We start from the raw sequence: 11969 nt of genomic DNA on the forward strand, positions 1-11969 counted from the left end.
CCAGTGTCTCCGCCATCTGAGCACCCCGACCCGACATTCGCGGGCCGTGGGCTCCATGCCGTCTTTCGACGGATGGTGCTCCTTAGAAAGGAGGTGATCCAGCCGCACCTTCCGGTACGGCTACCTTGTTACGACTTCGTCCCAATCGCCAGCCCCACCTTCGACGGCTCCCTCCCACAAGGGGTTGGGCCACCGGCTTCGGGTGTTGCCGACTTTCGTGACGTGACGGGCGGTGTGTACAAGGCCCGGGAACGTATTCACCGCAGCGTTGCTGATCTGCGATTACTAGCGACTCCGACTTCACGGGGTCGAGTTGCAGACCCCGATCCGAACTGAGACCGGCTTTTTGGGATTCGCTCCACCTCACGGTATCGCAGCCCATTGTACCGGCCATTGTAGCATGCGTGAAGCCCTGGACATAAGGGGCATGATGACTTGACGTCATCCCCACCTTCCTCCGAGTTGACCCCGGCAGTCTTCGATGAGTCCCCGCCATAACGCGCTGGCAACATCGAACGAGGGTTGCGCTCGTTGCGGGACTTAACCCAACATCTCACGACACGAGCTGACGACAGCCATGCACCACCTGTGACCGCCCCCGAAGGACCTCACATCTCTGCGAGTTTTGCGGCCATGTCAAACCCAGGTAAGGTTCTTCGCGTTGCATCGAATTAATCCGCATGCTCCGCCGCTTGTGCGGGCCCCCGTCAATTCCTTTGAGTTTTAGCCTTGCGGCCGTACTCCCCAGGCGGGGCGCTTAATGCGTTAGCTGCGGCACAGGGAACCGGAGAGGCCCCCCACACCTAGCGCCCAACGTTTACAGCGTGGACTACCAGGGTATCTAATCCTGTTCGCTCCCCACGCTTTCGCTCCTCAGCGTCAGTATCGGCCCAGAGACCCGCCTTCGCCACCGGTGTTCCTCCTGATATCTGCGCATTTCACCGCTACACCAGGAATTCCAGTCTCCCCTACCGAACTCTAGCCTGCCCGTATCGACTGCAGGCCCGCAGTTGAGCTGCGGGTTTTCACAGTCGACGCGACAAGCCGCCTACGAGCTCTTTACGCCCAATAAATCCGGACAACGCTCGCGCCCTACGTCTTACCGCGGCTGCTGGCACGTAGTTGGCCGGCGCTTCTTCTGCAGGTACCGTCACTTACGCTTCGTCCCTGCTGAAAGAGGTTTACAACCCGAAGGCCGTCATCCCTCACGCGGCGTCGCTGCATCAGGCTTCCGCCCATTGTGCAATATTCCCCACTGCTGCCTCCCGTAGGAGTCTGGGCCGTGTCTCAGTCCCAGTGTGGCCGGTCGCCCTCTCAGGCCGGCTACCCGTCGTCGCCTTGGTAGGCCATCACCCCACCAACAAGCTGATAGGCCGCGAGCCCATCCCAGGCCGAAAAACTTTCCACCACCAACCATGCGATCGGAGGTCATATTCGGTATTAGCCCCGGTTTCCCGGGGTTATCCCAAAGCCTAGGGCAGGTTGCTCACGTGTTACTCACCCGTTCGCCGCTCGAGTACCCCGAAGGGCCTTTCCGCTCGACTTGCATGTGTTAAGCACGCCGCCAGCGTTCGTCCTGAGCCAGGATCAAACTCTCCAACAAAAACTTGTCGAAAAACTGTCCTGACAACAAAAGTGTTGCCAAAGGAATCCCAACCAACAACCCTCCCGAAAGAGAATCGCCAGTCCGGGGTATAAATCATAATTGGCACTGGCTTATCAAGCACCCTGTTGAGTTCTCAAAGAACAACCACACACCGCCCGGAAACCCCACAACCGCAGGACCCCCGACCCGGGGCACATCGTCCAACCGCGTCCAACGCTCTCGCGCCGGGCACTTTTACTACGTTACCCGGTGATATCCGCCGTGTCAAACCGCTCTGTCGCGATCAACACCACTTCCACCACAATTCCGGGCACCACAAATCAACCGGCTCACGCCGCTCGAATCGTGGTTGTCGACAGGCCGGCCGTTGCGGTTTCCCGCACGCTCGCCCGGTGCCCTGCCGGCGATGAACCATACCCGGTCGGCTCCGCCTCACCAAATCCGCCCTGCGGCGGATCCGGGGCACCGCCCGGCTCGAACTCCGGAAGACGCAGCCTCCGCAGCCCCAAGTCCACTCCCGCGCTCGGCCGTCCAGGACTTTCGCCCTGTTTAGTCCGTTCCGCGCTGACAGAGAAAAAGTTACGCCCCCAGCGAGTTGATCGTCAAATTCGCCGGGGGCGTCCCGCGTCACACTCTCGTCGTACGGCTATGTGCGCAGCTCGACCCCGGCGAAGGACCGCTTGCCGCGGCGCAGGACCAGGTAGCGGCCGTGCAGCAGATCCTGCGCAGCGACCACCGCGTCGACCTCGGTGACCCGGGTGTTGTTGACGTACGCGCCGCCCTCGGCGATCACCCGGCGCGCCTCCTTCATGCTCGGCACCAGCCCCGACTCCTTGAGCAGGCCGGCCACGTCCGGCAGCTCGTCGAGATGCACCAGGCCGGCCTCGGTCAGCGCGGCCCGCAGGGTCTCCGGCGTCAGCTCCTCCAGCGAGCCACGGCCGAACAGGGCCTGGCTCGCGGCGACCGCCTGGGCCATCTCCCGCTCACCGTGCACGAGGGCGGTCAGCTCCTCGGCGAGCGCCCGCTGGGCGGCGCGGGCCGCCGGCCGCTCGGCCGCCTCCTTCTCCAGCGCCTCGATCTCCTCCCGGGACCGGAAGCTGAAGTACCGCAGGTAACGGGTGACGTCGCGGTCGTCGGCGTTGACCCAGAACTGGTAGAAGGCGTACGGGCTGGTCATCTCGGGGTCGAGCCAGACGGCGCCGCCCTCGGTCTTGCCGAACTTGGTGCCGTCGGACCGGGTCACCAGCGGGGTGGTGAACGCCTCCACCGGCCCCGCCCCGCGCCGGCGCACGTAGTCGACCCCGGCGGTGATGTTGCCCCACTGGTCGGAGCCGCCGTACTGGAGCTGGCAGCCGTGCCGGCGGTGCAACTCGAAGAAGTCGTTGGCCTGGAGCAGTTGGTAGCTGAACTCGGTGAAGCTGATGCCGGTCTCCAGCCGGGCCTTGACCACCTCGCGGGCCAGCATCTTGTTCACCGGGAAGTGCTTGCCGACGTCGCGGAGGAACTCGACCACCGACATCTGGCCGGTCCAGTCCAGGTTGTTGACCAGTTGCGCCGCGTTCTCACCGGTGTACGACACGAAGGGCGCGAGCTGGTCGCGGATGCGCTGCACCCAGCTCGCGACGACCTCCGGCGGGTTGAGGGTGCGCTCGGCGCTCTCCTTCGGGTCACCGATCTGCCCCGTCGCGCCGCCGACCAGCAGCAGCGGCCGGTGCCCGGCGAGCTGGAGCCGACGGGCGGTGGCGACCTGCATCAGGTGGCCGACGTGCAGGCTGGGCGCGGTCGGATCGAAGCCCACATAGAAGGTGGCGCTCCCGCCGTCGAGCAGATCGCGCAGCTCGTCGAGGCCGGTCGAGTCCTGGATCAGGCCTCGCCACCGCAGGTCTTCGGTCAGGGAGTCCCGCCCGTGCGGGAGGTTGCTGTCGGTCACGGTCACCGATTCTCCCCCATGCCGGGCACCGGGCCGTACCGGGTTTGCCCGGTCCGCCCGCCGACTAGGCTGCGCCTGGCCGAGGCGAGGAGGGACGGGTCGTGGAGATGCCGGACATGACGGGTGGCCTGGTCGGGCTGCTCGGGCTGAAGTTCGACGAGATCGGCGCCGACCGGGTGGTGATCCGCTGGCAGGTACGCCCCGAACTGCACCAGCCGTTCGGCATCCAGCACGGCGGGGTGTACTGCGCGGTGGTGGAGACCGCGGCCAGCGTCGGCGGGTCGATCTGGCTCGGTGGACGCGGCACCGTGGTCGGCGTGTCGAACCAGACGGACTTCCTCCGGGCGGTACGCGACGGCGAGCTGACCGCCGTCGGCACACCCGTGCACCGGGGGCGCAGCCAGCAGCTCTGGCAGGTGGAGATCACCGACGCCGACGGGCGGCTGGTCTCCCGCGGGCAGGTGCGGTTGCAGAACCTCGCCCACCCCTGAGCCGGACCACCGCGCCCGGGACCGCCCCGGCCGGATGCGGCGCCGCCTGTCCGGTTCGCCGGAAAAGGTGCTGCTGACGCCGATATCGTCGCGTCGATGAGACCGGCCGCTGCGTACCCGACGTGAGGAAGCTCCTCGCCGCCACGCTCGGCGTGCTCTCGGCCATCGGGGGCTTCGTCGACATCGGCGACCTGGTGGCGGCGAGCCAGGCCGGGGCGCGGTTCGGCATGGGGCACGCCTGGGTGCTGGTCCTCGGGGTGGTCGGCATCTGCGCGTACGCCGACATGGCCGGCCGGATCGCGGCGGTGAGCGGCCGGGCGGTGTTCGACCTGGTCCGGGAGCGGCTCGGCCCACGGGTGGCGCTGCTCAACCTGGTCGCCTCCTACCTGGTCACCGTGCTCACCCTGGCGGCCGAGCTGGGTGGTCTCGCGCTGGCGCTGCAACTGGCGTCGCGGGTCAGCTACCTGCTCTGGGTGCCGGTGGCGGCGTTCGCGGTGTGGCTGGTGCTGTGGCGGATGCGGTTCCAGCTGATGGAGCGGGTGTTCGGGCTGACCGGCCTGACGCTGGCGGTCTTCGCGGTCGCGCTGTTCTGGCTGCCGACCGACTGGCCGGAGCTGGCCCGTCAGGCGCTGCACCCGCAGGCGTACGGGCAGGGGTGGGGGGCGTACTGGTTCGTGGCAGTGGCGTTGTTCGCCTCCACCGTCAGCCCGTACGAGGTGTTCTTCTTCTCCTCCGGCGGGGTGGAGGAGAACTGGACCGCCGCGGACCTCGCCGACGCCCGCACGAGCGTCCTGGTCGGGTTCCCCGTCGGCGGCTTCCTCGCGCTGTCGCTGGTGGCCACCGCGACGGTGGTCCTCCACCCGTACGGCGCCTCGCTGTCGACCCTCGACGAGGTGGCCCTGCCGGTGGTCCTCGCCTTCGGCGGGGTGGGCCTGGCGATCGCGGCGCTGGCGTTCTTCGCGGTGACCTTCGGCGCCGCGCTGGAGACCGGACTCTCCGCCGCGTACGCGGCCGCGCAGTACTTCGGCTGGCAGTGGGGCAAGCGGGTCAGCCCCCGGGAGGCGGCCCGGTTCCACAGCGTGCTGCTGGTCAGCGTCCTGCTCGGGGTGCTGGTGCTGGCCACCACCGTCGACCCGGTACGGCTCACCGAGCACATGCTGATCGTCAGCGCGGTGGCGCTGCCGTTGACGTACCTGCCGATCCTGATCGTGGCGAACGACCGGACGTACCTGGGCGACCGGGTCAACGGGCGGATGTCCAACCTGCTCGGGGCGGTCTTCCTGGTGGTGATCGTGGCGGCGTCGGTGGCCGCGATCCCGCTGGCGGTGTCGACGGGGATGGGGCGATGAGGGTCCAACTCGGCCGGCAACTGCTCGACCGGCAGATCGTCGACTCCGCCGGACGGCTGGTCGGCAAGGTCGACGACGTCGAGTTCGCCGTCGACGCCGACGGCTACCCGTACGTGGCGTACCTGCTCAGCGGGCAGGGGGCGCTCGGGCAGCGGATCGGCGGACGGATCGGCCGGCTGCTGGTGGCGGTCGCCGACCGGTTCACCGAGAACCCGCCGACGCCGCCGGTGCGCATCCCGATCACCCTGGTCACCCGGATGGACAGCGCGGTGTGGCTGCGCTGTCGGGGCGAGGAGCTGCCGCGTCCGCCGGTGGAGGCGTGGCTGCGCCGGCACCTGATCGACCGGATCCCGGGGGCCGACCGTGCGAGCGGGTGAGCTGCTCGGCCGCACGGCGTACGACCTGCACGGGCGGCGGCTCGGCCGGGTGGTCGACGTGGTGGTGCGGGGCGGGTTCCCGCACGGGCGGCTGAGGTTGACCGACGTGATCGTCACCGGCCACTGGTGGGGCCGCCTGGTGGGGCGGCTGATCGGCGCGGAGCGTCACCCGTCCGGGCCGTGGGCGATCCGGGTGGTGGCCCGGGCGTTGAGCCGCAGCACCCGTCAGCTCCCCGCCGACCAGGTGCAGCTCCTGCCCCCGGTGCCCGACTTCCCGTTCGGCCGCCCGGACGGGTGAGCCGGTGCCGGGGTCAGCCGCGGGCCTCGTCGAGCACCGGCTCACCCTCGGCGGACTCCTCGACGGTGGCGACGCGACGCAGCCGTGCCTGGCTGATGGCCCGCTGGTCGATGGCGGCCACCTCGATCTCCCACCCGTCCACGGTGACGCTCTCCCCGGCCACGGTGGGGATGTGCCCGAGGCAGCTCAGCAGCATCCCGGCGACCGTGGTGTAGTCGCCGGCCGGCCGGCCGGGCACCTCGACGCCGACGTCGGGCAGGTCGTGCACGGGGAAGGTGCCGGGCAGCAGCAGGGCGCCGTCGGCCTCGGTGCGCACCGCGCGCACGTCCCGGTCGGTCTCGTCGTAGATCTCGCCGACGATCTCCTCCAGGATGTCCTCCAGGGTGACGATCCCGTCGACCGCGCCGCGCTCGTCCACCACCAGGGCGATGTGCTGGCGTTCGGCCTTGAACTGCCGCAGCGCGTCCACCACCGGCAGCGAGTCGGGCAGCAGCATGGGCGGGCGGGCGATCTCGTCGACCGGGCGGTCGTCGGGCACCCCGACCAGGTCGCGCAGGTGGATGACGCCGGCCGCGTCGTCCAGGCCGCCGTGGCGCACCACCGGGGCCCGGGAGTGGCCGGTGGCGGCCAGCACCAGCCGGGCGGCCTCCGCGGTGGTGCCGCTGTCGAGCGTGAAGACCTGCAACCGGGGTACGAGCACCGCCTTGAGCTGCCGGTCGGCGATCTCCACCGCGCCGGCGATGATCATCCGCTGTTCCTTGGTGAAGCCGTGGTTGCCGGCGACGATGTCCCGCAGTTCGTCGGGGCCGATCTCCTCGGGCTCGTGCTTCGGGTTGAGCCCGACCAGCCGTACGACGAGGTCGCTGGTGGCGCCGAGGGCCCAGACGGCGGGGCGGGTGACGGAGGCCAGCAGGTCCAGCGGGCGGGCCACCAGCAGCGCCCAGCGCTCGGCGGACTGCATGGCGATCCGCTTCGGGGCCAACTCGCCGAAGACCAGGGTGACGAAGGTCAACGCGAGGGTGACCACCACGATGGCGACCGTCTCGGCGGCGCCGCCGACGAAGCCGAGCAGCGGCACCAGGGGCTTGGCCAGGGAGACCGCCGCGGCGGCCGAGGCCAGGAAGCCGGCCAGGGTGATGCCGATCTGGATGGTGGCGAGGAACCGGTTCGGGTCCTTGGCGAGCCGGGCCAGCACCCGCCCGGCCCGGCTGGTGCGCTCCAGGCGCTGCAACTGGCTGTCGCGCAGCGACACCAGCGCCATCTCGCTGCCCGCGAAGATCGCGTTCAGGACGACCAGGACTCCGACCAGGGCCAGTTGGCTCCAGTAGCTCTGCACGCCCGGCTCTCTCCCTCACCGCGACGGTACGCCGGGTCACGCCCGGCGCCGCCGGACGGAGGACCCGTCCGGCGTAGGCCCCTCTGTGCCCCGCGGCGGGCCGGGTGAATCCTTCCCGGGCGTGCGGTCCGGCTCAGGCCGGCGCGGGCGCGGGGAGATCGAGCACGTACGTGCCGTCCTCGGGGCGGAAGCCGAGTCGGTGGTAGTAGGGGGCGACCATGCCGGGCGGGCTGACCACCCGGCGGAAGCCCCGGTCCGTGAAGAGGCTGCTGCGCCGGTAGACGAACTCTCCCGGGGTGAGGTCCCGGAACCGGGGGGTGACGTAGTCCAGGTCGATCTGGGCGATTCCGTCCGGCTCGGCGTGCGACAGCACCACGCCCACCACCTCGTCGGCCTTGAGCACCAGGAACGCCGAGCGCTCCGCGGCGTGCGACTCCCAGCGGAAGTCCGGGTTGAACCGGCTGATGTCGGCGGCGTGCACCCGCAGGGTGTGGGCCAGGAACCGGTCGTCGACGCCCACCTCCACCGCCTGGTAGGTCTGCTCGTCGTGCCGGGTGGCCAGCAGCTTCCGCAGGTACCACACGTTGATCACGGTGAGCACCACGTTGAGGCCGACCATGGGCCAGACGGCCACGGCCGTGTTGTAGCCGATCAGGATCAGGCAGCCGAGCAGGTTGAGCGCGCGCAGCCGCAGGATGCGCGTCTGCAGCAGGGACCAGACCAGCAGCGCGGAGCCGGCCCAGCCGACGAGTTCCAGCCAGTTCACTCCCGGGAGACTAGTGGTTGCCCTGCTCAGCCGCCTCGGCGGGCAGCTCCAGCACCCACTCCTCGACCTCGACGCCACGGCCGGGGGCGAAGCCCGCGTCCTCGCCGACGACGACGAAGCCGCACTTGCGCAGCACCGCCAGGGAGGCACGGTTGTCCTTGGCGGCGCGGGCACGCACCGGCCGCTGCGGCAGCTCGCGCAGGAGCGCGGCGAGCGCGGCGGTGGCGTACCCCCGGCCCCAGCGCCGCGGGTCGATCCAGTAGCTGACCTCGGTGCGCTCGTCCACCGGGAAGGCGGCCACGTGGCCGACCACGTCCTCGCCGACCACGATGGTGCGGTTGACGACGCGCGGGTCGGCGCGGATGCGGGCCCAGTGCGCGTCGAAGACGGCCCGGTCGGTCGGGTCGGCGGGGCCGAAGGCTGCCATCCAGGCGGCCTGTGGATCCTGCTCGTGGGCGAAGAAGTGGGGCAGGTCGGCGTCGCGCACCGGGCGCAGTCGCAGCTCAATGGTCACCGCCGGAGGATACGCACCGGGTGTGACGATCCCGGGACCTCCGGCCCTGAGCCCGTACCGTCCGGCCCTGCCGGCGCAGGCACGCGCATTGCTACCAACGAATAAAGAGGATCCGTGCGGTAGCGGAGTGGGAGGCCGGGACCATGGCCAAGTTCGTCTACGACTTCATCGAGGGTGACCGCAGCAGAGCCGATCTGCTGGGTGGCAAGGGCGCGAACCTGGCCGAGATGACCCGGCTGGGGCTGCCCGTCCCACCCGGGTTCACCGTCAGCACCGACGCCTGCCGGGCGTACCTGCGCACCGGCGAGCCCCCGGAGGGGCTCTTCGCGGAGATCAACGCCCACCTGCGGGAGGTGGAGGCCCGGCTGGGCCGGTGGCTCGGCGACCGGCACGACCCGCTGCTGCTGGCGGTCCGCTCCGGCGGCCGGTACTCGATGCCGGGGATGATGGAGACGATCCTCGACATCGGGCTCAACGACACGACCGTGCACGGCCTGGCCGCGCGCGCCGGCGACGACCGGTTCGCCTGGGACTCGTACCGCCGGTTGATCCAGATGTTCGGCCGGACCGTGTACGGGGTGCCGGCCGAGGAGTTCGAGCGGGAGTTGGAGGCGCTGCGCGCCTCGGCGGGGGCGGCCGGCCCGAGCGCGGAGCAGCTGCGCGACCTGGTGGAGACGTACAAGAAGGTCTTCGCCGCGCATGTCGGGCACGACTTCCCGCAGGCCCCGCACGAGCAGCTGTACCTGGCGGTCCGGTCGGTGTTCGAGTCGTGGAACTCGGAGCGGGCCCGGATCTACCGGCGGCAGGAGCGCATCCCGGACGACCTGGGCACCGCGGTGAACGTGATGGCGATGGTCTTCGGCAACCTGGGCCCGGACTCGGGCACCGGGGTGGCGTTCACCCGCGACCCGGCCACCGGCGCGCCCGGCGTGTACGGCGACTACCTGCCCGACGCGCAGGGCGAGGACGTGGTGGCCGGCATCCGCAACACGATCCCCCTGCCGGAGCTGGAGCGGATCGACCCGGCGAGCTTCCGCCGGCTGATGACGATCATGGCGACGCTGGAGCGGCACTACCGCGACCTGTGCGACATCGAGTTCACCATCGAGCGCGGCCGGCTGTGGATGCTGCAGACCCGGGTCGGCAAGCGCACCGCCGCCGCCGCGTTCGTGATCGCCGCGCAACTGGTCCAGGAGGGGCTGATCAGCCTGGACGAGGCGCTGCTGCGGGTCAGCGGCGCGCAGCTCGGCCAGCTGATGTTTCCGGCCTTCGACCTGTCGGGCGCGCCGACGCCGCTCGCGGTCGGGGTGGGGGCCTCCCCGGGGGCCGCGGTGGGCCGGGTGGTGTTCGACTCCGCCGCCGCGGCGGCGGCCACCGAACCGGTGATCCTGGTCCGCCGGGAGACCAACCCGGACGACCTGCCCGGCATGATCGCCGCGGCCGGGGTGCTGACCTCCCGCGGCGGCAAGACCTCGCACGCCGCCGTGGTGGCCCGGGGCATGGGTCGCACCTGCGTCTGCGGGGCGGACGCCCTGCGCATCGACCCGGAGCGCGGCGAGTTCGCCGTCGGCGACCGGATGGTCCGGGCCGGGGACGTGATCTCCATCGACGGCACCACCGGCCGGATCTACGCCGGTGAGATCCCGGTGCAGCCCTCCCCCGTCGCCCGTTACCTCGCCGGCGAGCTGGAGCCGCAGGCCGACCCGCTGGTCGCGGCGGTGCACCGGCTGCTCGGCCACGCCGACACGGTGCGCCGGCTGGGCGTGCGGGCCAACGCCGACACCGGGCGGGACGCCCGCCGGGCCCGCCGGTTCGGCGCCACCGGGATCGGGCTGTGCCGTACCGAGCACATGTTCCTGGGCGAGCGCCGGGAACTGGTGGAGCGGCTGATCCTGGCCGACGGCCCGGACGAGGTGAGCGCCGCGCTGGACGCGCTGCTGCCGTTGCAGCGGGCCGACTTCGTGGAGATCCTCGCGGCGATGGACGGGCTGCCGGTGACCATCCGGCTGATCGACCCGCCGCTGCACGAGTTCCTGCCCCCGCTGCACGAGCTGACCGCCCGGGTGGCCCGCGCCGAGGCGCTCGGCGCGGACCCCGGCCGCGACGGCCGGCTGCTGGTCGCGGTCCGCCGGATGCACGAGTCGAACCCGATGCTCGGCCTGCGCGGGGTGCGCCTCGGGCTGGTGGTCCCGGGGCTGTTCGCCATGCAGGTCCGCGCGGTCGCCGAGGCGGCGGCGCAGCGGGTGCGCGACGGCGGTGACCCGCGGCCGGAGATCATGGTGCCGCTGGTCGGCGACGTGAAGGAACTGGCCGCCGTCCGGGTGGAGGCCGAACAGGTGCTCGCCGGGGTGCCGGGGGCGCCGGAGATCCCGATCGGCACGATGATCGAGGTGCCGCGGGCGGCGCTGACCGCCGGGGAGATCGCCACCGAGGCGCACTTCTTCTCCTTCGGCACCAACGACCTGACCCAGACCGCCTGGGCGTTCTCCCGCGACGACGTGGAGGGCTCGTTCTTCGGCGCGTACCTGGAGCGGGGGATCTTCGCCGTCTCCCCGTTCGAGAGCATCGACGTCTCCGGCGTCGGTCGGCTGGTCCGGCTGGCCGTGGCGGAGGGTCGGGCCACCCGGCCGGAGCTGACCATCGGGGTCTGCGGCGAGCACGGCGGCGACCCCGAGTCGGTGGCGTTCTTCGCCGACGCCGGGCTGGACTACGTCTCCTGCTCGCCGTACCGGGTGCCGATCGCCCGGCTGGCGGCCGGGCGGGCCGCCGTCGACCCCACCACCGGCACGTCCGACTCCCGATAGGAGGGCAGCGCGATGACCGCGATCTTCAACCCCACCGGACCCGCCCCGCTGGCCCCGCCGCCCCGGCGGGCCCCGGAGCCGACGGCGACGCCCGCGCCGGTCGTACCGGTGGGGCCCGTCGGGCCGGTGCTGGAACTGCCCGGCACGCCGGCGGCGGCGCTGGTGCCGGTGACCCGCGACGGTCGGGCCGTCGGGGCGTTCGTCCTGGCCGGCGGACGGGTCCGCTACCGGTCGGTGCCGGACCCGGACCAGGTGCTCGCCGCCGCGGCCGGCGCGGTCGCCGTGGCGCTGCTGGCCACGGCGGTGGCGGTGGCGGGTCGACGCCGGCCACCGGCGATCGGTGCGGTGACGATGGGCCCCGGCGGCTGGGTCAGCCTGCGCGGGACCCGCGCCCCGGCGCTGCGCCCGGCGACGCCCCGGCCCTGGTGGGCCCGCGTGCTGCGGGCCCGCCGGCTGGTCGTCGAACGCTGACCCCGGTGCCGCCGGGGCCGGCCCACG

The 11969-nt window shown here is 71.2% G+C and carries 10 protein-coding genes and 1 rRNA gene; 6 read left to right on the plus strand and 5 right to left on the minus strand.

Annotated features, from left to right (window positions below):
* Window positions 1–86 precede the first annotated feature (86 nt).
* A 16S ribosomal RNA gene (locus ACPFP2_RS29585) occupies window positions 87–1603 on the minus strand.
* Window positions 1604–2252: 649 nt separating this feature from the next.
* Window positions 2253–3536 (minus strand): tyrosine--tRNA ligase, encoded by a 1284-nt coding sequence (gene tyrS, locus ACPFP2_RS29590; RefSeq protein ID WP_424093514.1) that lies wholly within the window; start codon window positions 3534–3536, stop codon window positions 2253–2255.
* A gap of 107 nt (window positions 3537–3643) precedes the next feature.
* On the opposite strand from tyrS, the gene ACPFP2_RS29595 reads away from it, so the two are divergent.
* The 4 genes from ACPFP2_RS29595 to ACPFP2_RS29610 all read left to right on the plus strand — a co-directional run bounded on the left by ACPFP2_RS29595 (window position 3644) and on the right by ACPFP2_RS29610 (window position 6051).
* The gene (locus ACPFP2_RS29595) at window positions 3644–4027 is read left to right on the plus strand and encodes a PaaI family thioesterase (RefSeq protein WP_170839542.1); all 384 of its coding nucleotides are present in this window, start codon (window positions 3644–3646) and stop codon (window positions 4025–4027) included.
* A gap of 122 nt (window positions 4028–4149) precedes the next feature.
* The gene (locus ACPFP2_RS29600; protein ID WP_424093499.1) at window positions 4150–5376 is read left to right on the plus strand and encodes an NRAMP family divalent metal transporter; all 1227 of its coding nucleotides are present in this window, start codon (window positions 4150–4152) and stop codon (window positions 5374–5376) included.
* Window positions 5373–5753, plus strand: coding sequence for a hypothetical protein (locus ACPFP2_RS29605; RefSeq protein WP_424093501.1), 381 nt, complete (start codon window positions 5373–5375; stop codon window positions 5751–5753). The genes ACPFP2_RS29600 and ACPFP2_RS29605 overlap by 4 nt, the downstream gene beginning before the upstream one ends.
* The gene (locus ACPFP2_RS29610) at window positions 5740–6051 is read left to right on the plus strand and encodes a PRC-barrel domain containing protein (protein WP_424093503.1); all 312 of its coding nucleotides are present in this window, start codon (window positions 5740–5742) and stop codon (window positions 6049–6051) included. Before ACPFP2_RS29605 ends, ACPFP2_RS29610 begins: the two co-directional genes overlap by 14 nt.
* Window positions 6052–6064: 13 nt before the next feature.
* On the opposite strand, the gene ACPFP2_RS29615 is transcribed toward ACPFP2_RS29610, so the two are convergent.
* The 3 genes from ACPFP2_RS29615 to ACPFP2_RS29625 form a co-directional block, all read right to left on the minus strand.
* Entirely contained in the window at window positions 6065–7387 is a 1323-nt protein-coding gene (locus ACPFP2_RS29615) for a hemolysin family protein (protein WP_424093504.1), read from the minus strand.
* 133 nt (window positions 7388–7520) lie between these two features.
* Window positions 7521–8153 (minus strand): hypothetical protein, encoded by a 633-nt coding sequence (locus ACPFP2_RS29620; RefSeq protein WP_424093506.1) that lies wholly within the window; start codon window positions 8151–8153, stop codon window positions 7521–7523.
* 10 nt (window positions 8154–8163) lie between these two features.
* Complete coding sequence (locus ACPFP2_RS29625) at window positions 8164–8667, minus strand: GNAT family N-acetyltransferase (protein WP_424093508.1); 504 nt, start codon at window positions 8665–8667, stop codon at window positions 8164–8166.
* Between the two features lie 143 nt (window positions 8668–8810).
* Here ACPFP2_RS29625 and ppdK point away from each other — a divergent pair, with 143 nt between their 5' ends.
* Both ppdK and ACPFP2_RS29635 read left to right on the plus strand, forming a co-directional pair.
* Entirely contained in the window at window positions 8811–11471 is a 2661-nt protein-coding gene (ppdK, locus tag ACPFP2_RS29630) for a pyruvate, phosphate dikinase (RefSeq protein WP_424093510.1), read from the plus strand.
* 12 nt (window positions 11472–11483) lie between these two features.
* Window positions 11484–11942 (plus strand): hypothetical protein, encoded by a 459-nt coding sequence (locus ACPFP2_RS29635; protein WP_424093512.1) that lies wholly within the window; start codon window positions 11484–11486, stop codon window positions 11940–11942.
* Window positions 11943–11969: the final 27 nt, after the last annotated feature.

Origin of the sequence: Micromonospora citrea (assembly GCF_049629545.1) — a bacterium.
Lineage (GTDB): Bacteria > Actinomycetota > Actinomycetes > Mycobacteriales > Micromonosporaceae > Micromonospora > Micromonospora citrea_A.

Coding starts and splice junctions, on each gene's coding strand:
- ACPFP2_RS29595 (WP_170839542.1), top strand. CDS start 3,644: ATGCCGGACATGACGGGTGGCCTGGTCGGGCTGCTCGGGCTGAAGTTC.
- ACPFP2_RS29605 (WP_424093501.1), top strand. CDS start 5,373: ATGAGGGTCCAACTCGGCCGGCAACTGCTCGACCGGCAGATCGTCGAC.
- ppdK (WP_424093510.1), top strand. CDS start 8,811: ATGGCCAAGTTCGTCTACGACTTCATCGAGGGTGACCGCAGCAGAGCC.
- ACPFP2_RS29635 (WP_424093512.1), top strand. CDS start 11,484: ATGACCGCGATCTTCAACCCCACCGGACCCGCCCCGCTGGCCCCGCCG.